Genomic DNA, 22,585 nt, shown 5'->3' with positions numbered 1-22,585 from the left:
ACCACTTCACCGTGCCCTTGTGCACGGCTTCCCCGAGGTAGACCCGGTTGTTGATCAGTTTGTAGAGGAAGCCCTTGTCGATCGGCTTGCCGCGCTTGTTTAGAACGCCCTCGGCCGCGAGCGCTTTCGCCAGCGTCGTGGCGGAGCCGATGGCGACGAAGCGCTCGAAGATCATCCGGACCGTCGCGGCTTCCGCTTCGTTGACCACGAGCTTGCGGTCGCGCACGTCGTAGCCCAGCGGGACGTGACCGCCCATCCACATGCCGCGCTTGCGGGATGCCGCGACCTTGTCGCGGATGCGCTCGCCGATCACTTCCCGCTCGAACTGCGCGAAGCTGAGGAGGATGTTCAGGGTCAGGCGACCCATCGAGGTCGTGGTGTTGAACGACTGCGTGACCGAAACGAAGGTCACCTGATTGCGGTCGAAGATCTCGACCAGCTTGGCGAAGTCCATCAGCGAGCGCGACAACCGGTCGATCTTGTAGACCACGATCACATCGATCAGACCGGCCTCGACGTCCTGAATGAGACGCTTTAAGCCGGGGCGCTCCAGCGTGCCACCGGAGAAGCCGCCGTCGTCGTAGCGTTCGCGAATGGTGGCCCAGCCTTCCGCCTTCTGGCTCGTCACAAAGGCCTCGCAAGCCTCACGCTGGGCGTCGAGGCTGTTGAACTCCATGTCGAGCCCTTCCTCGCTCGACTTGCGGGTATAGATGGCGCAGCGCTGACGGCGCGGCATGATCGCGATGGCTTCCTGATGACGGCTCATCGGTCGTCCCTCCGAGCCTCGCGCAGGCCGAAGAATCGGTAGCCGTTCCACTGCGTGCCGGTGATCGCCCGCGCCACCGCCGACAGCGACTTGAACTTGCGCCCCTGCCAGTCGAAGCCGTCCTTCATCACCGTGACGGTGTGCTCCACCCCGTCCCATTGACGTACGAGGCGGGTGCCGACCACCGGGTTGCGGGAATCCGCGATGATCGTCTTGCGCCCGACCCGGCCCTCGATTTCGTCGGCCAGCAGGTCCAGCGTCCGCCGCGTCTCGCCGGACATGCCGCCGAGGGTCAGTTCCTGGACCCGGTAGCTGAGCCTCAGCTCGAGGTAACTGCGGCTGTTGTTCGGAGCGGGCGTGCCGAAGAGGCTTTCCCACTTCGCCTTCAGCTCGACCACCGTCATTCGCTTCAGCGCTGCAAGCTGCGTGACCACGCTCGCGTCCCCCGCATCGCGGTTGCCCGGTTGCCATGGCGCGGCGTCAGTCTTTCTCTTTGTCCCTGGCATTATTGCCCTCCAAATCGGTTGCTCAGTTTGCGACGACCAACACGGCGTTTGAGGGCGAGAATGTCGAATGAACTGTCTTCGCCAGGTGCAGATAAAGAACTCGACTGTTCCGGCAGGATACGCCTCAGCCCCGCGGCAAGAATGCACGCGAGTTCATCGAGGCGTTCGCCCGTCGACAGACGGACGGGCAGCAGCGGGTTCGGGCCAGATCGGGCGTCTTGCATGAGACCGTTCGCAACAGAAGATGGCTGGCGAAACGGTAGGCGTAAAACGGCATTAATCAAGCACATTCAATAGCTTATCTGGTTCTTGCGCAATCATTCGAATGGCAGCGAACCAAGCAGATGCGGCGCACTCACTCCCTATTCTTTTTTAGGTTCGCCTCCGGCCACGATCCGCAGGTCTGCCTTTGACTCGGCGTACAATGGTTGATAGCGCTCGCTTGGCGTCTTCCAAGACACCAAGTAGTCCAATGGGTCTTGGGTACCAAGAAACTCACGGGCGAGCGTCAGCCGTTCCCGGACTGCGGCTCTTTCGGCCTCCGGCAGCTCCGCGGCGCGCTGCTCCACGCCCACGAGGAAACGCTCGATGTTCATGACGTTTGACCACTGCTGAATGACCTGAGCGAGATGCTCGCGGCTGTCCTGGATCGATTGTTCGACGCGGCGTCTGTCTTCCTCTCTCCGTCGCTTCTCTTCCGCTGCCAGCCACTCCTGCCGCGCGATCTCAGCCTTCCGATCGGCTTCTTCGAGCTTGGCGACAAGGTCGATGGCGGCATCCTCGACGGACTTGACGATAGATCTGACCGAGGAGCGAAGTGAGGTCTTCTTGGTCTCCTGCCAGTCGGTCGACCAGTTGACGCGATGATAGGGCGAATAGGCCACGAGGCGCAGGCGACCAGAGGGGAGCTCCCGGGTGGTCGTCCATGTGTGATCGGCATAGTGGCGAGCCGGCCTGGGCGGGATGTAGTCGGCCTCCCGGATGTACTGGCCGCGGACGTACCGGAGCAGCACCTCTTCCGACATCTCGATGATCGCGAGGCCGATCGCCACGCTGCCGACATAGACGACGGTCGGGCGGTAAGGGGACCAAGGCCCACTGTGGTAGTAGGAGTTGCGTGAACTGGTGCGCACCTCGCGCTCATCGATGTTGGCGCGTCTGAGCGACTCATCTGGTGGCGCAATCACCACTCGGTGCCCCACTGACTCGAAAGCGTTGAAGAGGTCGTTGGTGAAGTCGAGCGCCTTGTCGAGGCAGGCCTTTGATGTGGTTATGTCGAGGAGCAGCTTCTTGTAGGGCTTGAGATAGGCGCCATCGTCCACGGGTCTACTGTTCTCAAAATGCTCCCTGGCGCCCCGGACCAGGCCGTGAATGCGAGTCCTAGGGATGCGAACATGGGCCTCGGATCGGCGCTGAGGCAGCGGCCGCGGCTTCAGGGGCGGCCGAAGCTCCCCTTCCTTGGACCAGTACAGCTGGTCGCCGGGCCGGGCTTCCGGCAAGGGCTCGGCCGGCGGCGCCTTGCCGACGGCCAGCTTCGCCCAATAGCCTCGCTCGGGTCGAGGGACGTTCAGGATGGCGCAGACCCGGGCCATATAGCTGCCGGAGACCCCAAACTGCTCTGCGACCTTTGTCATGGGTTTCGACCAGACCAACTCGTAAAGCTCTTCTCTAGAAACCACGGCTCCCTCAAGGTTCCTTTTTGCCAAGCGCTGTGTCACAGCCGTCAGCTGACGATTTGCTCGAAGTTTATTGATAGGCGGACCGGTCTTTCCAAAATATCAGTCCCGATCACTTTTCATGAACTGGTCGTAGCTGTCCCAAGGCTCCTCATCCTCAATCTCAGCCCGGTAGTCGGCGGGATCGAACTGCAGGAGCGACACGGCCAAGCCGAGGCGGTCAGAGAAGAAGGTCAGTTCTCGGACGGGTTCGGAGCCCCGACTAAATGTCCAGATGCCGGCGGGCAAAGCCACCGGGCGCTGCGAACTGGTGTGCTGCGACGCCGACCCCATGGCCATGATGGAGCCGTCGGGAATCGGCATGCCCGATTGAATGAACACGCCGCTTTTGTAGGCACGCGTGCTCGCTCTGCCCCACAACGCGAATCCGTCTCGCGCAACCACCATGGCCGCTCGGGTGTCGGTGAATTCGATCCACTTGCGCGCGGCCGCAAGAAGCGAAACTCCGTACCGGTTGGTCACATGGCCAAGGAGGTCGCGAGTTACCTCCTGACCGCCGACCTGGTTCCGATAGTCGTCGATCGGCATCAACAGGAAGGAGGCAAAGGTATCGGCCTCTTCTTCACGCTGCTTCTCCGCGTCCTTCCAGCCGTTGGCTTGCAGTGGAAGGCACTCGAAGTCGAAATCGTCCGAGAGCTCGCCGTTATGGTAGTGCGCTGCGGTCAGCGGGCGCCGGTGCAGCAAGTAGTGCCCGAACTCGTGAGCGAGCGTGAAGCGCTCGCGTCCGCGGTAGCGGGGCTGAGTGTTGTAGAGAATCTGCCAACCGGGCTTCTTGCGCCGTGCGCGGAGCATGCCCTCGAAGCCGTCGATGTCGACGCCCTTCACTGCCGTGATCGGGTCCTCATGGTTTCGGGAGACTTCGAGCGCCAGCGCCTCCACATCCACGGGGAACCGGTCTTCTCCCAGCACGGTGCGGAGAAGCACAGTCAGATCGTTCGCGGCCCTTTTGGGCGATTTTCTGCCGCTATTGCTCATTCATCTTCATCGTCCAGGATTTTGAGCATCTCGCGAAGCTTCTCTTTGCTCTTCGGCTTCATCTTCTGATACTTCCGAAAGAAGGCAGTGTCTGTCGCGTCCGCTTCGGTGACTTCGTCGGCAGAAATCAGATAGTCAGTCGTCGTCTCGAGGGCGGCCGCGATCTGGTGAAGCTTCTCAGCCGAAGGGCGCGCGACGTCCTTGTTCTCGATCTCCCACATGTAGCTCTTGCTGGATCCGACCCTTTCGGCCAGCGCCTCCAGGGTCAATCCTCGCTTCAGTCTGAGCTCGCGAACGCGCTCTCCCAAGGGTGTTGGCACCGGGTGTTCTCCTGTTTATCCGCCGGGTTCGTTATCGCGATACATCTAGTCCTTGACACGCCGCACCTGCAATACCTATCTTGCGCACAAGTTCGTAGTAACGAACCAACTTTCGCGCTTTCACGAGACAGGAGGCCGTCATGGCTAAAGCAGGTAACCGTTCTGGCACCCATCACGTGGTCCCTAATCCCAATGGCGGATGGGATGTCCGCCGCGGCGGCGCCGAGCGCGCCAGCGGGCACTTCGACACGAAGCGGGAGGCGATCGACCGTGGGCGGGAGATCAGCCGCAACGCCGGGACGGAGTTCAAGATCCACAATCAGGATGGCCGGATCGGCCAGTCTGATTCCCACGGGAACGACCCCCGCAACATCAAGGGCTAAGGAGATCGACCATGGCCTCAGTGACGAGTTTCATCCGCAACATGCCTGCCTCGTCGCTGCAGGCCTATTTCCACCACACCGGCATCGAGCTTCCGACCGAGGTCGATTGGGAGGCGCCCGAGCCGGAAGTCGCACGCGTCACCTTGCGGGCCGTCGACGAATTGGACGACGAAGCCCGCGCCCGCATCGTCAATGACGCCGATCGTGTGAGCGCCTTGGCCGATGATGCGGGGCAGACCGCACTCTACAGCGTGATCGACGACCGCACGGTGCTCGATGATCTGGCAAATGGCCATGCGCGTTCGCTCTGGATGTTCCTGAACGAACCGGTTCGGTTCCGCCATGCCGAGGAGGTCCGTTACACCGATGAGCGGCGCCGTGGTCGGAGCTGGGACGGGTTCATCGGCGAGCCGAATCTCGATTTGCGCCGGGACGAGGCATCCATCGATGCCTTCAAGGCGGCGCTGCGCGAACGGTTCGCTTCCAACAACATCCACATCGATATCTTCGGGCGCTACCGGCCGACCTTCGACGGCGAGGATTGCGAGCTTGTCCAGATCGCGATCTACCGCGAGGGCCTGCTGGATGATTTCCTGGCGTTCGATGACGCGGGTACGCTCGTCCGCCGCGCCCGCCGTCCCGTGTTCGAGGCGGCCATGACGTATGAACCGGCGACCGGCGTCATCGAAGTCGTCGCCAACGACCGCGAGAGCCGCGAGGAGATGGTCCGCTTCATGGCGCGCGACCTGCTGGGGATCGAGTTCCAGAGCGAGAAGGTGCCCTTCCGCACCTACGACCTCGCGGCTCTGCTTCATCCTTTCGATTTTCCGACCGACCCGGAGGATGGGATCGAGTCCGTCGAGGTCAAGCAGCTGCGTCTGATGCCCATCGACAATGTGGGCGAGCGCGTCACGCTGGAATGTCTTCGGAAGGCCGACCGCACTATCTGGAGCATGTCGGCGGAGCGGTTCGGCGCCAACGATCCGCTGGCTGGCGGTTGGGTGGCGACACAGGCCAAACTCTCCATCAAATTCCATCCCAAGGGCGATGCCAAACGCGGTCGGACGCTGCCGTTGATGATCACGATGCCGCATGGCTGCAATCTCAAGGACCAGACCGAAGAGGAGCAGCTGATCGGCGAGAAGTATCTCCGGCGCTGGGGCATCCTTTCCGGAGACGGCGGTGTCGTCGTCGATTGATCGGAGGGCGGCGGACCTATTGCTGTCGGTGATCGAGACGCCGGATGCGGTTATCAGCGGCTCGGTCCTCGACGGCTACTATGGCCAGATTTCGCTGGTGCTGAAGGCGGCTGGAATCCTTCAGCCGAAAGATCACTCGCGGGCAGCCGTTTCACTCGTCGACCACGAGGACGAGCCCGTCAATCTGATCTGGTCACCTGAACATCGGGCATATGGGTATTTCAGCCCGTCAGCAGGTTGGGTGAACGTCCCCGGAAATCAGTTGGCAACGTACCGCGTCAACTTCAGCATGTTGCTCGAACAGCTGTTCGAGCGGCTGGATTTCTCCCCGCGAAACGGCCCTGTCGAACTCGTACCCGACCTTCTGTGGGAGATCGGCGACGCGCGCCTGCCAGGACGCAGCAAACGTACATCTGTCTGGATTGGCCGTCGGCTCGGCGATCCGACGATATGGAGAAGTTTCATGGATGCTGCCCGCAAGCGTCCGGCACCCGGCTTGCGAATTGTCCTGAGCTTCACACCTGGAAATCGCCTGCCGACTGACGTGCACCTCGGTCATACGCTGATCGCCGTTCGAGATGTTGCCGATCACAGCGGTCTTGCTGTCGTTCCCCACCTGTTGGCCGCCCGCGTTGCGGCGGGCTCGAAGCTGAACGACGACCTGATCACCATGGCGGCCGACGGCGCGTCCCTCACGGTTCGCGGAACACGTCACGCATTCTCTGGATCGAAACAGCGCGCAATCATCCGGCAACTGTATGACGCTTGGAAATCGGGACATCCGGAACTTCTAACCGCTGAGGTTCTGGAGACCGCCGGGTACAGCACGAGCGTCAACACGCTGGCGAAGGCTTTCTCCGGGAGACCTGAATGGCGCGATTTCATCAGGGAGGAGAATGGACGATGTTGGTTCTTCCTCTGACCCCTGAATTCTCTCATCTGAAAGGCCGCCCGGTGGGCGGCTTTTTTCATTTCTGAGCCGCTTTCCCCGATTCCTACCTTGAGCCCTGCCTGGCTCCTTCCCGGCTCCTACCCGCCCGGCAGCCATCCTCTCCGCAGGTTTTCGACCAAAACCGAAGGAGAAACAGATGGCTACGAAACACCTCAACCAGATCGACCTGGCTGCGCGCTGGAACATCAGCCACCGCACGCTTGAGCGCTGGCGCTGGACGGGCGAAGGCCCGCGCTTCGTCAAGCTCGGCGGTCGCGTCGTGTATCGCCTCGAAGACGTCGAGGAGTACGAGCGAGAGCAGATCCGGGCGAGCACCGCCGACCACCCCAGCAAGCCCGCGGCATGAGGGGGTGGTGATGACGATCTCCAACCGCATCTCCCTCGATGAGCTCCGGCACATGGCCGTCGGCGACATCGCCGCTCTGCCCGCCGAGCAGCTCTCCCTCCTGCAGGACGAGGCCGCCGACGCTCTGCGTCGCGCCAAGACCGTCTGCGACTGGCTCGATGGGGCCGTCGCGCTCAAGTACGGCGATCGTGCCCACGCAACGCGCCAAGCGGCCGGCAAGGACACCGGCACGGTCCGCTTCGATGACGGCGCGGTCACCGTGATCGCCGATCTGCCGAAGCGCGTCGACTGGAACCAGGACAAGCTCGCCGCTCTCGTCGAACGCATCCGGGCCGAGGGCGACGACCCCACCGAATACGTCGATGTCGCGATCAAGGTGCCCGAGCGCAAGTTCGCGGCCTGGCCGAGCCACATCCGCTCCGCCTTCGAGAACGCGCGCACCGTCCGCACCGGCAAGCCCAGCTTCCGTCTGTCCCTGAACACCGAGGTGACGTCATGAGCATCACGAAGAAGCTCGCGGTGCTCCGCGAGCACCATTACGGGCTGGACAAGCTGCCCGAGACCATCCGGGTGCCGGCCCTTGGCGAGCGTCGCGACGAGACCGTCAAGCCGGTCGGGGCGGCCTCGATCGACGACCTGGCCTTCGCCCTCATCGGGCTGAACGAGCAGGCATCGGCGCTCTACCGCGAGATCGATGCGGTGCGCACCCTCCACGACGAGGCCCGCAAGGCCGGCGCGCTGGGAGCGGACGTCGCGATCGACGCTCTGATCGCGGCGAAGGGAGGTAAGTGATGGCCCTCCCGATCATTTCCGCCGATCAGCGGCTCGCCGAGCCGCGCGGCGTCAAGGGCACGATCTTCGGCAAGTCCGGGATCGGCAAGACCTCGCTTCTCTGGACGCTCGACCACGCCACTACATTGTTCATCGACCTGGAGGCGGGCGACCTGGCCATCGAGGGATGGTCCGGCGACAGCGTCCGGCCGCGCACATGGGCCGAGTGCCGCGACTTCGCGGTCTTCATCGGCGGCCCCAATCCGGCGCTGCGGGACGACCAGGTCTACAGCGAGGCCCACTTCGCGGCGGTGTGCGAGCGCTTCGGCGATCCGGCTTCGCTCGACCGCTACCACACGGTCTTCATCGACTCGATCACCGTCGCCGGGCGGCTCTGCTTCCAATGGTGCAAGGGGCAGCCCGAGGCGTTCTCTGAGAAGACCGGCAAGCCCGATGTCCGCGGCGCCTATGGCCTGCACGGCCGCGAGATGATCGCGTGGCTCACGCATCTCCAGCACACGCGGGCGAAGAACGTCTGGTTCGTCGGGATCCTCGACGAGAAGCTCGACGACTTCAATCGGCGCATCTTCCAGCCGCAGATCGACGGCTCGAAGACCGGCCTCGAGCTGCCGGGCATCGTCGATGAAGTCCTGACGATGGCGGAGATCAAGGACCAGTCCGGCGCGCCGTACCGTGCCTTCGTCTGCCAGACGATCAACCCCTGGAACTTCCCGGCGAAGGATCGATCCGGCCGTCTCGACCTGATCGAGGAGCCGCATCTCGGCCGCCTGATGGCCAAGATCCGCGGCCCCGTGAAGCCCGCCTCCGAGCGGCTGGCCTATCGCAGCCCGCCCCCGGCCGCGACGGCGCCGACCTCCGACGCCCCCACCCATTCCGAAAATGCCTGAACGAGGAGACCCCAGCCATGACTGGATCCTGGAACGATTTCAACGACGCCAAGCAGAACAGCAACATCATCCCCAAGGGCACGCTGGCCAAGGTGCGCCTGACGATCCGTCCGGGCGGATTCGACGATCCGGCGCAGGGCTGGACCGGCGGATACGCCACGCGGGGAACCACCGGCTCGGTCTATCTCTCGGGCGAGTTCACGGTTCTCGAAGGGCCCTACGCCCGGCGCAAGATCTTCACCCTGATCGGGCTCTACAGCCCCAAGGGGCCGGACTGGGCGAACATGGGCCGCAGCCTGATCCGCGGCATGCTCAACTCCGCGCGTGGCATTTCGGACAAGGACACGTCCGCCCAGGCCCAGGCCGCGCGTCGTATCAGCGGCTTTGCCGATCTCGACGGGCTCGAGTTCGTGGCGCGGATCGACATCGGCACCGACACCAACGGCGAGGAGAAGAACGAGATCCGCGCGGCGGTGACGCCGGATCACAAGGATTATGCCGCCCTCATGGGCGTGCCCGGTGCGGCACCGCAGCCGCAGGCTCAGCCTTCCCAGCCCTCCATGCCGCAGCCGGGCACGCGCCCGTCCTGGGCGCAGTGAGGCGGCCATGCTGCTGCGTCCCCGCCAGAAGCAGTTCGTCGAGCGCAGCGTCCGCGCGCTCGGCGAACACGGAAACACCCTCGGCGTCGCCCCGACCGGAGCCGGCAAGACGATCATGCTCTCGGGGGTCGTTGGTCGCATGGTCGGCGAAACCCCGAAGAGCACGGACGCCAAGGCCTGCGTGCTCGCCCACCGCGACGAGTTGACCGCTCAGAACCGCAGCAAGTTCGGCCGGGTGAAGCCGAAGATCACGACCTCGGTCGTCGATGCGAAGGAGAAGTCGTGGGCTGGACAGGTCACCTTCGCGATGGTGCCGACGCTGGCGCGCGCGGGCAATCTCGACCAGCTGCCCGCGCTCGACCTCTTGGTGATCGACGAGGCGCATCACGCGGCCGCCGACAGCTATAGGCGCATCATCGACGCCGCGCTGCAGCGCAATCCCGCGTGCCGGGTCTACGGCGTCACCGCGACGCCCAACCGGGGCGACAAGCGCGGTCTGCGCCCGGTGTTCTCGAACGTCGCCGATCAGATCCGGATCGGGGAGCTGATCGCGTCGGGGCATCTCGTGCCGCCGCGAACCTTCGTGATCGATGTCGGCGTCCAGGACCAGCTCACCAAGGTGCGCCGCACGGCCGACGATTTCGACATGGCCGAGGTCGACGCGATCATGAACCGGTCGCCGGTCACGGACGCCGTCATCCGCCACTGGCGGGAAAAGGCGGGCGAGCGCCAGACGGTGGTGTTCTGCTCGACCGTGGACCACGCGCGCAACGTGACCGCCGCTTTCAACGCGGCCGGTGTCGCCGCCGGGCTGATCCACGGCGACATGGCCGATACCAACCGCAAGACGACCCTCGACGCCTACGCCGCCGGAGAGCTGCGGGTCGTCGTCAATGTCGCCGTCCTGACCGAGGGCTGGGATCATCCGCCGACGGGCTGCGTCGTGCTGCTGCGGCCGAGCTCCTACAAGTCGACCATGATCCAGATGGTCGGCCGGGGCCTGCGCACGGTCTCGCCCGAGGAGCATCCAGGCGTCATCAAGACCGACTGCATCGTGCTGGATTTCGGCACCTCGACCCTGCTGCACGGTTCGCTGGAGCAGGACGTCGACCTGGACGGTCGCGAGCCCTCCGGCGAAGCGCCGACCAAGGATTGCCCGGACTGCGGCGCCATCGTGCCACTCGCCACCACCGAATGCCCGCTGTGCGGTCATGTCTGGGAGCGGGAGGACGCGGGCGGAGCCACGCCACTCGGCGACTTCGTGATGTCCGAGATCGACCTCCTGAAGCGGTCGAGTTTCCGCTGGTGCGATCTCTTCGGCGACGATGCGGCGCTCATCGCCAACGGCTTCAATGCCTGGGGCGGTGTCTTCTTCCTGAACGGCCGCTGGTACGGCATCGGCGGTCTGCAGAAGCAGCGGCCTCATCTGCTGGCGATGGGCGAGCGCACCGTTTGCCTCGCGGCGGCCGACGACTGGCTCAACGAGCATGAGAGCGACGAGAGCGCCCACAAGACGCGCCGCTGGTTGAACCAGCCGCCCACCGACCGGCAGCTTGCCTTCCTGCCGCCGGAGTACCGGCAGGATTTCGGGCTCACCCGCTATCAGGCATCAGCGCTGCTGGCCTTTCGCTTCAACCGCGACGCCATCCGCTCCCTCGTCTTCAGCGCGGCCGATGCCGCGCCCGAAGCAGCCATCGGGAGGGCGGCATGAGCCATGGCCTGTCCTACCCCCACCACGGCCGAGGACCGGCGGCGGCTCTGGTATCCGCGTGGAACGCTCTGTGCTGTCTGCCGGCGACCCACCCGTGGCTTTGGCTGGTTCGACCCGGTGCGGTCGAAGCAACCGCGCCCCTCGGTCTGGTTCTGCTCGATGGCCTGCCAAGGCTTCTGGACGCGCTTGGCGCGGGAGCGCTGGGCCATGGTTGATCTCACCGAACAGGAGAAGGCGGCGATCCGCGCCGCCATGAAGCCGGTCGCCGAGATCATGGAGGAGATCGGCTGGCAGGCGCGCTTCTCCGACCTCACGGAGGCGCAGGTGCTCACGCTCATCGAGGTCGCCGTCGGCGGCTTCCAGGACGCCATGCACGCCATGGCTGCCGACGCCGACGCGGAGGTGCCGTTCTGATGCTCGACTACAACCACCGCCCCACCTGCGCCGAACGCATCAATGCGGTGATCGACGAGGCGATCGCCGCTGAACGCGCGGCGGTTGCGCCCAGGACCTACCTCGGCGGCTCCCGCCTTGGACACGGCTGTGAGCGCGCTCTGCAATTCGAGTTCGCGGGTGCGCCGAAGGATGAGGGCCAGGAGTTCTCCGGCCAGACGCTGCGGATCTTCGAGATCGGACACGCGCTCGAAGATCTTGCCATCCGCTGGCTGCGCGGTGCCGGGTTCGATCTCTATACCCGCAAGGGCAACCGTCCGGACGGCGAGCAATTCGGCTTCTCGGTCGCTGGTGGCCGCATCCGTGGTCATGTCGACGGGATCATCGCCGCCGCACCCCAGCTGCTGGGCATCGGCGTTCCCGCGCTCTGGGAATGCAAGACGATGAACGCCAGGAACTGGCGCGAGACCGTGGCCAAGGGCGTGGTCGTGGCGAAGCCCGTCTACGCGTCCCAGATCGCCCTCTACCAAGCCTATATGGAAGCGCAGGTCCCCGGCATCTCCGACAATCCCGCGCTCTTCACCGCCATCAACAAGGACACTGCCGAACTTCACCACGAACTCGTGCCGTTCGATGCGGGGCTCGCCCAACGCATGAGCGATCGCGCCGTGCGGATCCTTCAGGCGACGGATGCAGGGGATCTGCTGCCGCGCATCGCCACGACGCGTGACTTCCACGAGTGCCGGATGTGCCCGTGGGCGGAACGCTGCTGGGGGCTGCCGGCATGAGCGAGAATAATGTCGTCTCCCTCGATGCCTGGCGCGACTTCAACGACGCCGCGCCGCAGGCCGATCCGTTCGACATAGAGCCGGATCACGAGCAGATCGCCGTCTTTCTCGATGTGGTCTTCGGTTACTGCGAGGGCTGGGTGCCGCTGCGCGGGTTCGTGGACAAGGGTCAAGGCATCGACGGCCGACCCCACAACGCCTGGATCGAGATCGACGACAGTATGCTGGAGAAGGCGGTTTCCTTCGCCGGTTGGGCAGCACGCGAAGGGGCGGCCTTCTATGTGGTGCCAGGGACGGTCGCCGAGACCGGCAAGGCCAAGGCCGCCGACGTCCTGCAGATGCAGACGGTTCTCGTTGATCTAGATGCGGGCGACATCGCCGCCAAGCTCGACCACCTTATCCGGCATCTCGGCGAACCGACACTGCTCGTCGAAAGTGGCGGCCGGACGCCGGACGGTCTCGACAAGCTGCATGTCTGGTGGCGCTTGAGCGAACCGGCCGAGGGCGAGGATATCGCGCTTCTCTGTCGGCTGCGCGGCGACATCGCGGTCAAGGTCGGCGGCGACACGCATTTCCGATCGGCCCACCAGCCGATCCGCCTGGCTGGTTCGGTCTATCACAAGGGCGGGTTCAAGCGCCTGGTCAACATCCGCCGCCACAGCCCGCGGGTCGAGGTCCATCTGCGCGACTTCGCCGAGCTAGTCGCCGACATGCCGCCGCTTGCCGGGGTCGGATCCGAGCCAGGCCCCTCTACGGACAAACCATCGATCACCGATGTCCTGACGACGCCGGTCCGCGAAGGCGGATCAGACGATTGGACCCGCTTCCAGGGGGCGAGCGCCGCCATCGGCCACTACGTCCGCATGGCGCACGAGGGCCGCATGAGCCGCGACGACGCGTGGGAGGCAATCTGCCAGTACAATGCCGCCCAGCTCCGTCCGAGCTGGCCGCTCGAACGTCTCGCCTCGGAAGCACAGCGCCTCTGGCGGCTGCACGAAGAGCGCCACGGACCGGCCCTCGAACGGATCGCCGTGCCGCCGATGTCCGCGCTTCCGGTTTTCACGCTCGGCGCACTGCTCGACGACGTGAGCCCGATGCCCGACGACATCATCGCGCCGCGATTGCTGACGCCCGGCGGGATGCTGGTGCTCGGCGGCGCCCCCAAGGTCGGCAAGAGCGACTTCCTGATCAGTCTGCTGGTCCACATGGCGGCGGGTGTGCCGTTCCTCGGCTTTGCGCCAAGCCGCCCGCTGCGGATCTTCTATCTGCAGGCGGAGATCCAGTACCATTATCTGCGGGAGCGCCTTCAGGCCATCCGGATCGAGCCGGCGCTCCTGGCTGCGGCGCGCGACAATCTCGTCGCCACGCCGAAGGTCCGCATGCTGCTCGACGCCGGCGGCGTGGGCCTGACCATCGCCGCGGTTCGCGCCCACTACCGGCATGGCGCGCCCGACATCCTCTGCATCGACCCGATCCGCAATCTCTTCGATGGGGGGCCAGACGGCGGCGGGGAGAACGACAACACCGCGATGCTCTTCTTCCTGCAGGAGCGGGTCGAGGCCCTGCGGGACGCCGTAGCCCCGGATGCCGGCCTGATCCTCTGCCATCACACCCGCAAGATCACGAAGAAGCAGCTCGTCGAGGACCCGTTCATGGCACTCTCGGGTGCGGGCAGCCTCCGCAGCTTCTACACCTCCGGCGTGATCATGCACCGGCCCGACGAGGACCGGCCGGAGCGGATGCTGCATTTCGAACTGCGCAACGGTCCCGGCATCGAGCCGATGATCGTCGACAAGGTGGACGGACGCTGGATCGCGATCGACCGCTCGGAGACAAGGCTCGTGCGTCGCGAGTTCGGCGAGAAGCTCGACGCCGAGCGCGCGCGCAAACACGACGTGATCCTTCAACTGCTCTTCGATGAGGCCGAGGCCGGCCGGCTATACACCGCGCTGCAATTCGCCGAGAGCTTCGAGAACCAGGCCGGGCTCGGTGGCAAGGACACGATCCGCGAACGGATCAGCGTGCTGGCCACGAAGGGTTTCATCAAGTTCGTTCGCGATGGCGCGCCGTTCGGTCTGCCAACCTCGCGCTCGAAGTTCGGCTATCTCTGCGTCGAGGGCATGACGTTCCCGACCGGAGAAGAGACGGCAGACCCCGACACCGGCGAGGTCATGCCCGTCCGGATCCCGGTCCTTCCCAGCACTTACAAATGCCCGCAGAGCGGCGCGGCGCTGCCGGTCGAGAACCCCCTGGTCTGGGTCTATCAGACGGAGGAGACCTCGTGATGCGCCAGCTCATCCCGATTACGCGGACTTACGCAGGATCAAGTTGTGGCAAGTTGCGGCGAGCTGGGCGGCCAGCTTCCCAACTACTTTCGTTGCTTTTCGCGCCGCCGCGCTCCCCCCAGCCATCCCGCGCACATTCAAGTTGGGAAAGCTCGTCCCAACTACCTTGGCTCCCGCGCGCTCCGCTGCGCGGCCTTTCGCAGATTCAAGTTGGGGACGCGACCCACGCCATGGGCCGTCCAAACTTCGATTTCTCCATAATATTCAACGAGTTGCTGCGCTCTCCAAGTTGTGGGGGTGAAAGCCACCCCCTTCGGGGGTGGGGGAGAACCGCGCCGAGCGGGTTCTCCCACTCCCACCCCCAGGGGCTTCGCGCGCGCGGTCGCCGTGCCGTCCATCCCCTCACCGACATCAGACGAGAAGGACCCACCACCATGAGCCAGTGCCCGTCACCCCTCCCTAAGAGCGCGCCCCATCCGGCCCCGGTCATCTCGACATCCGCGGGCGGCGCCATTCTCGCCCTGGATCTCGGCACCACCACGGGCTGGGCGAGCCTGGCGGGCGGGATCGTGCACAGCGGAACCGCCAGCTTCCGCTCCGGCCGCTTCGACGGCGGTGGCATGCGGTACCTGCGTTTCCAGCACTGGCTCGAACAACTGGCCGACGACAGCGGTGGGTTGGCCGCGATCTATTTCGAGGAGGTCCGGCGCCATATCGGCACTGACGCCGCCCACCTCTACGGCGGTTTCCTGGCGACGTTGACCGCTTGGTGCGAGCGTGAGGGCGTCGCCTATCAGGGCGTTCCTGTCGGCACCATCAAACGCTTCGCCACGGGCAAGGGCAACGCCGGCAAGGATGCCGTGCTCGCCGCGATGCGCCAGCGCGGGTTCCAGCCCGCCGACGACAACGAGGCCGACGCGATCGCGATCCTGCTCTGGGCGATGGAGACCCGGGGAGGTGTGCTGTGAGGTGGACGCCACGCGGATATGGCGGCCAGCGCCGCACCCCCGATGAAGTCAAGCGCGATGGCTGGCGCGAGCAGCGTGTCCTCGCGGTCTCTCTCGATGACGACCGGCTGACCTGGCCCGAGCGTGAGCTCGTCCGGCAACTCGGCGAGAAGCTCTATGGCGACCGCGATCAGGCGAAGGAGGCGCGTCGATGACCCAGTGGACACCGAGCCTCGTCGAGGAACGTCTCGCGGAAGCGGCCTTCGTGCTCAAGCGCCTGCCCGAACCCCGGCGTCAGGGATATTTCAGCCTCTGGCCGGAGGTCATCCATAGCTTCGCCGACAAGGTCGGACAGGAGCCAAAGCCGATGCGCGTCATCCCGTCACCCGCCGCGATCAGCCGGATGGAGGAGACGCTCAGCTGGACGGTGGGGCTCGATCCGATCGACGGCAAGATCGTCTGGCTGCGCGCCTACGGCGAGCGCTGGAAAACCATCTGCTGGACCGTCGGATTGCAGCGGTCGGCGGCGCACGAGCACTGGCTCTACGCGCTCTGCGTGATCGCATTCCGGCTTAACGGTCGGCGGCTCAACCGCAGCTATTCGAAGCGCAAAGTGATCGAGCTGGCTGGGGCGGCGCAGCGCTGAGCGATGGCGAGGAAGGTGTCCGCCGGACAGTTTTCGAACGGACATAAACGGCGGATCGGGCTAGGTTTTTGACTATCCTCGGGAGAGGCGCGCGCGTCGCGGCCTTGGTCCCGCTTCCAGACGAGTTCACGGGTCCTTCCTGGCGGAAATCGTATGCTGGCGGGCGAGGCGCGATGGATCGCCAGCGACAGGGCCGGATTTTTGGGAAGCCACCCGGTATCCGGATCCACGCCAATCCCGAGAAACCACCAACGAACACGCGCCTGATGGTCGGACGCCCGTCGCGCCCGCTGGACCCCGCACGGAGTCCAGCGCGGCCTCCGGAGTCCAGGACCACAGGTGTCCACTTCGATCCACGGACCCATCCGACCCATGACGCTGAGCTTCGCCCCCGAGCGGATCGAGACCTGGCCGCTTTCGCGCCTCCAGCCCTACGCCAAGAACGCGAAGGTGCACGGCGCGGACCAGGTCGCCAAGATCGCCGCCAGCATGGCCGAGTTCGGCTGGACCGTGCCCTGCCTCGTGGCCGAGGACGGGGAGCTGATCGCGGGCCACGGCCGCGTTCTGGCTGCCACGCAGCTCGGGCTGACCGAGGCGCCGGTGATCGTGCTCGGTCATCTGACCGAGGCGCAGCGCCGGGCCTACCGCATCGCGGATAACAAGCTGACGGAACTCGGAAGCTGGGACGAGGCGTTGCTGTCCGCCGAGCTGCAGGGACTGCTGGCCGAGGACTTCGATCTGTCGCTGGTCGGATTCTCTGACGGCGAACTCGACAAGCTCCTCGCGCTCGACCCGGACGCAGACGATGAAGACGGCGGGGCTGGCGGCTCGGTTCCGCCCGTGACCATCCCCGAGCCGCCGCGCAATCCGGCCTCGCGCAAGGGCGATCTATGGATCCTCGGCGATCACCGGCTGCTCTGCGGCGACAGCACGAACCATCAGGATGTCCGCCGTCTGATGAACGGCGAGCGCGCGGTCCTGTTCGCCACCGACCCGCCCTATCTGGTCGACTACGACGGCTCCAACCACCCGACGCGGAACAAGGACTGGAGCCAATCCTACGGCGTCACCTGGGACGACAGCTCGCAAGGCGCGGAGCTTTACGACGGCTTCATCGCCGCGGCCGTGGCCGAAGCGATCACCGAGGACGCCGCCTGGTACTGCTGGCACGCCTCCCGCCGCCAAGCGATGCTGGAAGCGTGCTGGGAGAAGGCCGGCGCCTTCGTCCATCAGCAGATCATCTGGGTGAAGGACCGCGGCGTGCTCACCCGGTCCCATTACCTCTGGAAACACGAGCCCTGCTTCATGGGCTGGAGGCGCCCGAACCGGCCGCCGAAGGTCGCCGAGGAGACGCTGCCCTCGACGTGGGAAATGCCGTCCTTCGCCAAGGATGAGCGCCCCGACCACCCGACGCCGAAACCGCTCGACGCGTTCGGGATCCCGATGCGCCAGCACGTCGCCCGTGGCGGGCTCTGCTACGAGCCGTTCTCCGGTTCCGGCTCGCAGATCATGGCGGGCGAAGCCAACGGGCGCCGCGTCTTCGCGATGGAAATCAGCCCGGCCTATGTCGATGTCGCCGTGGATCGATGGCAGGCAGACACGGGCCGCGAGGCAGTTCTGGATGGTGATGGCCGCACCTTTGCGCAAGTGAAGGCCGAGCGGCTCAGCCCTGCTTCAGCCGAAACGGATGCAGCATGAAACAGAGCCGCGCCATGTCACTCGTCGAGTCCCTTGCCAACGTCGCCGTCGGCTACGGCGTGGCGGTGGTGACCCAGATCCTGATCTTCCCGATCTTCGGTCTGCACACGACGCTGGCGCAGAACCTCATGATGGGTGCCATCTTCACGGTGGTCAGCATTGGACGTTCCTACGCGCTGCGGCGGCTGTTCGAGGAGATCCGGGTTCGAAACGGCCCATGCACTAGAACAACTAAGTCGTCAGAGCAAAATTGGCATCTCTCATGACCTGTCCCTAGTTTCAGTGGTCCATGTTCGGTATTGTCCCCTGCCCCCAACGCAACACGAAGCGCAGTCCGGTACCGCGGAGATGAAATGAACCAGATTTCTGAGTCGGAATTTATTGAAATTCTTCAAGATGGAAAAAGAAGAACAACGGATTTCATGGCTCACCTGACTGAGTACCACGGTGGACCGATCAAGACAGAGTACATTCTGACTGCAGATATCGCGAGGGCCTTCCTCGCCAAAGGGCACGAGGTGAGAGTTGAAAAAATTAATCGTCACCTCGTAAATGTATTGACCAAGCGGAAAGGCTGGAAGCCACGCAGGAAGTTGGGGGCGCAACGTTCCGATATCGCGGTCACCAACTCCGATCTATTCCCGCTTGCGCTGGTTGAGGTTAAGATTGGTGTTGGCAAGAGTATCTCCAAGATCCGCAAAGATCTTGAGAAGATGGCGAACGTGATCGAGTCCTTGCAGCCAAAGTATGCAGCGCAAGTGCGAGCAGCGTCCGTGTTTCAAGTCCACGTGGCAGGCGGGGCAAAGGACATTACGGTCGAGCGCTTGAAGCAGAAGGTCGACAAGATCGAGAAAGCTATCTCCAAGGAGCTGAAGGAATTCCAGCGAGATTGGCCAGATTTCACGTTTTCCCTAAATCCGCTGATGAGCGCACACGAAGGCTTCGTTCCCACAGCCATCGAAATCGAAGATGACGGGTCCAAAGCGCTAGGCGAGAACGGTCATGCCACTCGCTACTACGCCGTTATTGTAGGCTTCCACGGTCGGTGAGTGCTCACAGGCCGATATGAATTCGACGCGCCGCTTTAGGCGACTGGGAAGTGACCACAGCCGCCGCCCCTTGCGGGACGGCGGGATCGGGACCGGCCGTGGGATACGGCGTCATTCGCGCAGCAGGCTGTACACCCGCCCGCGGCCATCAACCTTCTCCGAGACCACTTCTAGACCAAGCTTTTTCTTAAGCGCGCCCGCCATCGCGCCGCGCACTGTGTGCGGCTGCCAGCCGGTGGCCGCGACAATCTCGGCGATGGTCGTGCCTCCCGGCGCGCGAAGCATGGCGATCAGCGTGGCCTGCTTGGTGCCTTCTCGCGGTATCCGCGCCTTGGGCGCTTCCGTCTGCTCGGCGGGGGTGTCCGGCGCGCTTTCAGGCGCGGTGCTGGTGCCCTCGGGCTCGATGCCGATAGCAGCGAGGCCTGCGTAGGTCGCCACCAGCGTGGTGCCGTGACCGTCCCCGGTCTCGCGCCAGACAAGCTCCCCCTTGCGGATGTCGGCATCGACTTCCTCGATGAAACCTTTGGTGATCATCGTCTCCACCACCTTGGTGGCGGCGCCTCCGCGCAGGGAACCGGGAAGCGGCAGGACATTGTAGCTGTCGCGCTGAGCGGCGGCGCTGAGAATTACGGCTTGCGTGTCGGTGAGCTTGGTCATGGGGTCGTCTCCTTGGAGTGAACCGCGACCGTCGCGGCCCTTCTACGACCCCAAGCCGCGCGGCACGGCGCGGCCGGAGTTCAGGATGGTGCAGGTTTTCACCCGGCGTGCTCGCCCTCGCGGAACGCCATGTCGGTGATCTCGCGCAGCTTGTCGCGGTAGTGGCTCAGGGAGCCGACATGGCCCCAGTTGATCTCGTCGGGATTGGTTTCGAAGTGGTCGTCGCTGAGCGCCTTGAGGCGTTCCAGCATGCTGTCGATCTCCAGCTTGGCGGCGATGAAGGCGTCGAGTGCCTTCGAGTTGTCGGTGGCGCGTCGAGTCATCTCTATGGCTCCTCGTGGCGAGTTGCAGCGTGGTCTTGAAAGCCACGTTCGCTCTGTCCGAACCGCTTATCAACTCGATAAGCGCCTGAATCTGAACAATAATCGGAGAACGCCATGCAGGGGCTGAGCGAGCGCCAATACGCCGCGCGCGTCGGTCTCTCGCGGGGCGCGATTCAGAAGGCGAAGGCTGCGGGACGGCTGGTCCTCCATGAGGATGGCAGCATCGACGCAGAGGCGAGCGATGCACGCCGGGCGGCGATGACGGACCCGTCGAAGTCCCGGCGCACCACGGCATCTAAGCTCAAGCCGGTCCCCGACGCGGCCGTGTCCGCCGTTGGCGACACTCTGCGGGAACAAGGGCTTGCCGCGCCACCCGTCGGCAGCGGCACGACCTTCCTGCAGGCCAAGACCGCGAATGAGGTGCTGAAGGCCCAGGAGCGGCGCATCCGGCTTCAGAAGCTCAAGGGAGAACTCGTCGACCGCGCCCGGGCGGTTGCGGTCGTGTTCCGGCTGGCACGCGAGGAGCGCGATGCCTGGGTGAACTGGCCGGCGCGCGCGGCGGCGCTGATGGCGGCCGAACTCGGCGTGGAGGCGGCCACCATGCAGAAGGCCTTGGAGAAACATGTACGCGCCCACCTCGACGAACTCGCCGAGGTCCGGCCCGAATTCCGGTGACGAATATGGCCTGAGGGATTTCGAAGGCGCTGCTGAGATCCTGCGCGCCTGGGGCAACGGGATCCGACCGGATCCCGACCTCACCGTCTCGGAATGGGCGGACCGGCACCGGATGTTGGCGTCCCGCGCTTCGGCCGAACCGGGGCGCTACCGCACAATGCGAACGCCCTACATGCGGGAGATCATGGACCGGCTGTCGCCCGGTGACGCGGCGCAACGGATCGTGTTCATGAAGGCCGCGCAGGTCGGTGCGACGGAAGCTGGCAACAACTGGATCGGCTTCGCCATCCATCAGGCCCCGGGCCCCATGCTCGCGGTCCAGCCGACCGTGGAACTGGCCAAGCGCAACTCGCGCCAGCGGATCGACCCGCTTATTGACGAAAGCCCCGAGCTCCGGGAGCGGGTCAAACCGGCCCGATCCCGCGACGCCGGGAACACGATGCTGTCCAAGGAGTTCGCGGGCGGCATCCTGATCATGACGGGCGCGAACTCGGCGGTCGGTCTGCGCTCGACCCCGGCGCGCTACATCTTCCTTGATGAGGTTGATGCCTATCCGGCCTCGGCCGACGAGGAAGGCGATCCGGTGACCCTGGCCGAGGCGCGGTCGCTGACCTTCGCCCACCGGCGCAAGGTGTTCCTGGTCTCGACGCCGACGATCCGGGGGCTCAGCCGCATCGAGCGCGAGTTCGAGGCGTCCGACCAGCGGCGCTATTTCGTGCCGTGTCCGCATTGCGGGGCGATGCAGTGGCTGAAGTTCGAGCGGCTGCGCTGGCAGAAGGGCAAGCCGGAGACTGCAGAATATATCTGCGAAGGCTGCGACAGAGCCGTCGCGGAGCACCACAAGACGGCGATGCTGGAGCGCGGCGAATGGCGGGCGACCGCTGTCGCCGCTGATCCCACCACGGTCGGCTACCACCTCTCGGCGCTCTATTCACCTGTCGGCTGGCTCAGCTGGTCACGGATTGCGCGCAGCTGGGAGGCAGCGCAAGGCTCCGACGAGGCGATCAAGGCGTTCCGCAACACTATCCTGGGCGAGACATGGATCGAAACCGGAGAGGCGCCGGACTGGCAGCGGCTCTACGATCGCCGCGAGGCGTGGCAGCCAGGCACGGTGCCAGCGGGCGGGCTGTTCCTGACGGCGGGCGCGGATGTCCAGAAGGACCGCATCGAGGTCGATGTCTGGGCCTGGGGCCGAGGGCTTGAGAGCTGGCTCGTCGATCACGTCGTGATCGAGGGCGGGCCGGACCGGCATGATGCTTGGGACCAGTTGACGGCACTCCTCGACCGGTCGTGGCCGCATGAAAACGGAGCGCACCTTCGGATCGCGCGGCTCGCCATCGACACGGGCTACGAAGCCCCGGCCGTCTACGCCTGGTCGCGCAAAGTCGGCTTTGCACAGATCGCGCCAGTCAAGGGGCTCGAAGGCTTCAATCGCTCCAGCCCGGTCTCCGGCCCCACATTCGTGGATGCAACCGAGGGCGGGAAGCGCCTGCGTCGCGGCGCCCGGCTCTGGACGGTGGCCGTCTCGACCTTCAAGGCCGAAACCTACCGCTTCCTGCGGCTGGAGCGCCCGACGGCCGAGGAACGTGACGAGGGCGCGGCGTTCCCGCCCGGCACGATCCACCTGCCGACATGGGTCGAGAGCGAGTGGCTGAAGCAGGTCGTGGCTGAACAGCTTGTGACGGTGCGCACGAAGCGCGGCTTCGCGAAGCTCGAATGGCAGAAGCTGCGCGAGCGCAACGAGGCACTCGATTGCCGGGTCTACGCCCGCGCGGCCGCCTGGATCGCGGGCGCCGACCGCTGGCCCGAAGAGAAATGGCGCGACCTCGAGGACCAGCTCGGGGCGACGCCCACCGACAGCTATCCCGCCGGGCAGATCCACCGGCCGGGACAGGCACCCCAAGGCAAGCGCCGTTCCGACTGGATCGGGCGGCGGGAAGGATGGTTCTGAA

At 65.0% G+C, this 22,585-nt stretch carries 26 protein-coding genes and 1 pseudogene; 20 read left to right on the top strand and 7 right to left on the bottom strand.

Features of this window, described 5'->3' with window-relative positions:
• Nucleotides 1–10: 10 nt before the first annotated feature.
• The 5 genes and pseudogenes from LG334_RS21150 to LG334_RS21130 all read right to left on the bottom strand — a co-directional run.
• A pseudogene (locus LG334_RS21150) lies at nucleotides 11–766 on the bottom strand (recombinase family protein); the annotation flags it as partial.
• On the bottom strand, nucleotides 763–1,200 hold the full coding sequence (locus LG334_RS21145; protein ID WP_404381226.1) for a DUF2924 domain-containing protein: 438 nt from the start codon (nucleotides 1,198–1,200) through the stop codon (nucleotides 763–765). The pseudogene LG334_RS21150 and the gene LG334_RS21145, both read right to left, overlap by 4 nt.
• A 434-nt stretch (nucleotides 1,201–1,634) precedes the next feature.
• Nucleotides 1,635–2,906 (bottom strand): hypothetical protein, encoded by a 1,272-nt coding sequence (locus tag LG334_RS21140; protein WP_404381224.1) that lies wholly within the window; start codon nucleotides 2,904–2,906, stop codon nucleotides 1,635–1,637.
• A gap of 144 nt (nucleotides 2,907–3,050) precedes the next feature.
• Nucleotides 3,051–3,983 (bottom strand): ImmA/IrrE family metallo-endopeptidase, encoded by a 933-nt coding sequence (locus LG334_RS21135; protein ID WP_404381222.1) that lies wholly within the window; start codon nucleotides 3,981–3,983, stop codon nucleotides 3,051–3,053.
• Nucleotides 3,980–4,303, bottom strand: a complete 324-nt coding sequence (locus tag LG334_RS21130; protein WP_200815355.1) for a helix-turn-helix domain-containing protein — start codon at nucleotides 4,301–4,303, stop codon at nucleotides 3,980–3,982. Before LG334_RS21130 ends, LG334_RS21135 begins: the two co-directional genes overlap by 4 nt.
• A gap of 140 nt (nucleotides 4,304–4,443) precedes the next feature.
• On the opposite strand from LG334_RS21130, the gene LG334_RS21125 reads away from it, so the two are divergent.
• The 18 genes from LG334_RS21125 to LG334_RS21040 all read left to right on the top strand — a co-directional run bounded on the left by LG334_RS21125 (nucleotide 4,444) and on the right by LG334_RS21040 (nucleotide 18,978).
• The gene (locus LG334_RS21125; RefSeq protein ID WP_404381220.1) at nucleotides 4,444–4,686 is read left to right on the top strand and encodes a DUF2188 domain-containing protein; all 243 of its coding nucleotides are present in this window, start codon (nucleotides 4,444–4,446) and stop codon (nucleotides 4,684–4,686) included.
• Between the two features lie 11 nt (nucleotides 4,687–4,697).
• Nucleotides 4,698–5,885: a hypothetical protein gene (locus LG334_RS21120; protein ID WP_404381218.1), complete on the top strand. Its 1,188-nt coding sequence runs from the start codon at nucleotides 4,698–4,700 to the stop codon at nucleotides 5,883–5,885.
• Nucleotides 5,869–6,807 carry a hypothetical protein gene (locus LG334_RS21115; RefSeq protein ID WP_404381216.1) on the top strand — a complete coding sequence of 313 codons (939 nt, stop codon included), beginning with the start codon at nucleotides 5,869–5,871 and terminating at the stop codon, nucleotides 6,805–6,807. The genes LG334_RS21120 and LG334_RS21115 overlap by 17 nt, the downstream gene beginning before the upstream one ends.
• Before the next feature lie 166 nt (nucleotides 6,808–6,973).
• A complete protein-coding gene (locus LG334_RS21110; RefSeq protein ID WP_050474479.1) occupies nucleotides 6,974–7,183 on the top strand; it encodes an AlpA family transcriptional regulator in 210 nt (69 codons plus the stop codon).
• Nucleotides 7,184–7,193: 10 nt separating this feature from the next.
• Nucleotides 7,194–7,682, top strand: a complete 489-nt coding sequence (locus LG334_RS21105; RefSeq protein ID WP_404381214.1) for a hypothetical protein — start codon at nucleotides 7,194–7,196, stop codon at nucleotides 7,680–7,682.
• Nucleotides 7,679–7,975 carry a hypothetical protein gene (locus tag LG334_RS21100; RefSeq protein WP_112691720.1) on the top strand — a complete coding sequence of 99 codons (297 nt, stop codon included), beginning with the start codon at nucleotides 7,679–7,681 and terminating at the stop codon, nucleotides 7,973–7,975. The genes LG334_RS21105 and LG334_RS21100 overlap by 4 nt, the downstream gene beginning before the upstream one ends.
• On the top strand, nucleotides 7,975–8,862 hold the full coding sequence (locus LG334_RS21095) for an ATP-binding protein (RefSeq protein WP_404381212.1): 888 nt from the start codon (nucleotides 7,975–7,977) through the stop codon (nucleotides 8,860–8,862). The genes LG334_RS21100 and LG334_RS21095 overlap by 1 nt, the downstream gene beginning before the upstream one ends.
• Nucleotides 8,863–8,879: 17 nt before the next feature.
• Nucleotides 8,880–9,461: a hypothetical protein gene (locus LG334_RS21090; RefSeq protein WP_113453652.1), complete on the top strand. Its 582-nt coding sequence runs from the start codon at nucleotides 8,880–8,882 to the stop codon at nucleotides 9,459–9,461.
• Between the two features lie 7 nt (nucleotides 9,462–9,468).
• Nucleotides 9,469–11,172 (top strand): DEAD/DEAH box helicase, encoded by a 1,704-nt coding sequence (locus LG334_RS21085; RefSeq protein ID WP_404381210.1) that lies wholly within the window; start codon nucleotides 9,469–9,471, stop codon nucleotides 11,170–11,172.
• A 207-nt stretch (nucleotides 11,173–11,379) separates the two neighbouring features.
• Nucleotides 11,380–11,586 carry a DUF6511 domain-containing protein gene (locus tag LG334_RS21080; RefSeq protein WP_045449869.1) on the top strand — a complete coding sequence of 69 codons (207 nt, stop codon included), beginning with the start codon at nucleotides 11,380–11,382 and terminating at the stop codon, nucleotides 11,584–11,586.
• On the top strand, nucleotides 11,586–12,353 hold the full coding sequence (locus LG334_RS21075) for a hypothetical protein (RefSeq protein ID WP_286789473.1): 768 nt from the start codon (nucleotides 11,586–11,588) through the stop codon (nucleotides 12,351–12,353). Before LG334_RS21080 ends, LG334_RS21075 begins: the two co-directional genes overlap by 1 nt.
• Entirely contained in the window at nucleotides 12,320–14,638 is a 2,319-nt protein-coding gene (locus tag LG334_RS21070; protein WP_404381207.1) for an AAA family ATPase, read from the top strand. The genes LG334_RS21075 and LG334_RS21070 overlap by 34 nt, the downstream gene beginning before the upstream one ends.
• Nucleotides 14,639–15,072: 434 nt before the next feature.
• Complete coding sequence (locus LG334_RS21065; protein WP_404381205.1) at nucleotides 15,073–15,606, top strand: crossover junction endodeoxyribonuclease RuvC; 534 nt, start codon at nucleotides 15,073–15,075, stop codon at nucleotides 15,604–15,606.
• Nucleotides 15,603–15,800 (top strand): hypothetical protein, encoded by a 198-nt coding sequence (locus LG334_RS21060; RefSeq protein ID WP_045449863.1) that lies wholly within the window; start codon nucleotides 15,603–15,605, stop codon nucleotides 15,798–15,800. The genes LG334_RS21065 and LG334_RS21060 overlap by 4 nt, the downstream gene beginning before the upstream one ends.
• Nucleotides 15,797–16,231, top strand: a complete 435-nt coding sequence (locus LG334_RS21055; protein WP_404381203.1) for a DUF6362 family protein — start codon at nucleotides 15,797–15,799, stop codon at nucleotides 16,229–16,231. The genes LG334_RS21060 and LG334_RS21055 overlap by 4 nt, the downstream gene beginning before the upstream one ends.
• A gap of 372 nt (nucleotides 16,232–16,603) precedes the next feature.
• Nucleotides 16,604–17,929, top strand: a complete 1,326-nt coding sequence (locus LG334_RS21050; protein ID WP_404381201.1) for a site-specific DNA-methyltransferase — start codon at nucleotides 16,604–16,606, stop codon at nucleotides 17,927–17,929.
• Entirely contained in the window at nucleotides 17,926–18,195 is a 270-nt protein-coding gene (locus LG334_RS21045; protein ID WP_404381199.1) for a hypothetical protein, read from the top strand. Before LG334_RS21050 ends, LG334_RS21045 begins: the two co-directional genes overlap by 4 nt.
• A gap of 87 nt (nucleotides 18,196–18,282) precedes the next feature.
• On the top strand, nucleotides 18,283–18,978 hold the full coding sequence (locus LG334_RS21040; protein WP_404381197.1) for a hypothetical protein: 696 nt from the start codon (nucleotides 18,283–18,285) through the stop codon (nucleotides 18,976–18,978).
• Nucleotides 18,979–19,089: 111 nt separating this feature from the next.
• Here LG334_RS21040 and LG334_RS21035 read toward each other — a convergent pair whose 3' ends face one another.
• On the bottom strand, nucleotides 19,090–19,635 hold the full coding sequence (locus LG334_RS21035) for a DUF3489 domain-containing protein (protein ID WP_404381195.1): 546 nt from the start codon (nucleotides 19,633–19,635) through the stop codon (nucleotides 19,090–19,092).
• A 98-nt stretch (nucleotides 19,636–19,733) separates the two neighbouring features.
• Nucleotides 19,734–19,958, bottom strand: a complete 225-nt coding sequence (locus tag LG334_RS21030; protein WP_045449885.1) for a hypothetical protein — start codon at nucleotides 19,956–19,958, stop codon at nucleotides 19,734–19,736.
• A gap of 114 nt (nucleotides 19,959–20,072) precedes the next feature.
• Here LG334_RS21030 and LG334_RS21025 point away from each other — a divergent pair, with 114 nt between their 5' ends.
• Nucleotides 20,073–20,633 carry a hypothetical protein gene (locus LG334_RS21025; protein WP_045449884.1) on the top strand — a complete coding sequence of 187 codons (561 nt, stop codon included), beginning with the start codon at nucleotides 20,073–20,075 and terminating at the stop codon, nucleotides 20,631–20,633.
• Nucleotides 20,581–22,584 carry a phage terminase large subunit family protein gene (locus LG334_RS21020; protein WP_404381192.1) on the top strand — a complete coding sequence of 668 codons (2,004 nt, stop codon included), beginning with the start codon at nucleotides 20,581–20,583 and terminating at the stop codon, nucleotides 22,582–22,584. The genes LG334_RS21025 and LG334_RS21020 overlap by 53 nt, the downstream gene beginning before the upstream one ends.
• Nucleotide 22,585 lies beyond the last annotated feature (1 nt).

The organism is Caenispirillum salinarum, assembly GCF_044803115.1.
GTDB classification, from domain to species: domain Bacteria; phylum Pseudomonadota; class Alphaproteobacteria; order Rhodospirillales; family Rhodospirillaceae; genus Caenispirillum; species Caenispirillum salinarum_A.
This window is presented reverse-complemented; position numbering and strand designations above follow the sequence as displayed.

Excerpts from the sequence above, each read along its gene's own strand:
- LG334_RS21140 (WP_404381224.1), bottom strand. The coding sequence starts at position 2,906 with ATGACAAAGGTCGCAGAGCAGTTTGGGGTCTCCGGCAGCTATATGGCC.
- LG334_RS21135 (WP_404381222.1), bottom strand. The coding sequence starts at position 3,983 with ATGAGCAATAGCGGCAGAAAATCGCCCAAAAGGGCCGCGAACGATCTG.
- LG334_RS21125 (WP_404381220.1), top strand. The coding sequence starts at position 4,444 with ATGGCTAAAGCAGGTAACCGTTCTGGCACCCATCACGTGGTCCCTAAT.
- LG334_RS21120 (WP_404381218.1), top strand. The coding sequence starts at position 4,698 with ATGGCCTCAGTGACGAGTTTCATCCGCAACATGCCTGCCTCGTCGCTG.
- LG334_RS21110 (WP_050474479.1), top strand. The coding sequence starts at position 6,974 with ATGGCTACGAAACACCTCAACCAGATCGACCTGGCTGCGCGCTGGAAC.
- LG334_RS21105 (WP_404381214.1), top strand. The coding sequence starts at position 7,194 with ATGACGATCTCCAACCGCATCTCCCTCGATGAGCTCCGGCACATGGCC.
- LG334_RS21100 (WP_112691720.1), top strand. The coding sequence starts at position 7,679 with ATGAGCATCACGAAGAAGCTCGCGGTGCTCCGCGAGCACCATTACGGG.
- LG334_RS21095 (WP_404381212.1), top strand. The coding sequence starts at position 7,975 with ATGGCCCTCCCGATCATTTCCGCCGATCAGCGGCTCGCCGAGCCGCGC.
- LG334_RS21090 (WP_113453652.1), top strand. The coding sequence starts at position 8,880 with ATGACTGGATCCTGGAACGATTTCAACGACGCCAAGCAGAACAGCAAC.
- LG334_RS21085 (WP_404381210.1), top strand. The coding sequence starts at position 9,469 with ATGCTGCTGCGTCCCCGCCAGAAGCAGTTCGTCGAGCGCAGCGTCCGC.
- LG334_RS21080 (WP_045449869.1), top strand. The coding sequence starts at position 11,380 with ATGGTTGATCTCACCGAACAGGAGAAGGCGGCGATCCGCGCCGCCATG.
- LG334_RS21075 (WP_286789473.1), top strand. The coding sequence starts at position 11,586 with ATGCTCGACTACAACCACCGCCCCACCTGCGCCGAACGCATCAATGCG.
- LG334_RS21065 (WP_404381205.1), top strand. The coding sequence starts at position 15,073 with ATGAGCCAGTGCCCGTCACCCCTCCCTAAGAGCGCGCCCCATCCGGCC.
- LG334_RS21055 (WP_404381203.1), top strand. The coding sequence starts at position 15,797 with ATGACCCAGTGGACACCGAGCCTCGTCGAGGAACGTCTCGCGGAAGCG.
- LG334_RS21050 (WP_404381201.1), top strand. The coding sequence starts at position 16,604 with ATGACGCTGAGCTTCGCCCCCGAGCGGATCGAGACCTGGCCGCTTTCG.
- LG334_RS21045 (WP_404381199.1), top strand. The coding sequence starts at position 17,926 with ATGAAACAGAGCCGCGCCATGTCACTCGTCGAGTCCCTTGCCAACGTC.
- LG334_RS21040 (WP_404381197.1), top strand. The coding sequence starts at position 18,283 with ATGAACCAGATTTCTGAGTCGGAATTTATTGAAATTCTTCAAGATGGA.
- LG334_RS21035 (WP_404381195.1), bottom strand. The coding sequence starts at position 19,635 with ATGACCAAGCTCACCGACACGCAAGCCGTAATTCTCAGCGCCGCCGCT.
- LG334_RS21030 (WP_045449885.1), bottom strand. The coding sequence starts at position 19,958 with ATGACTCGACGCGCCACCGACAACTCGAAGGCACTCGACGCCTTCATC.
- LG334_RS21025 (WP_045449884.1), top strand. The coding sequence starts at position 20,073 with ATGCAGGGGCTGAGCGAGCGCCAATACGCCGCGCGCGTCGGTCTCTCG.
- LG334_RS21020 (WP_404381192.1), top strand. The coding sequence starts at position 20,581 with ATGTACGCGCCCACCTCGACGAACTCGCCGAGGTCCGGCCCGAATTCC.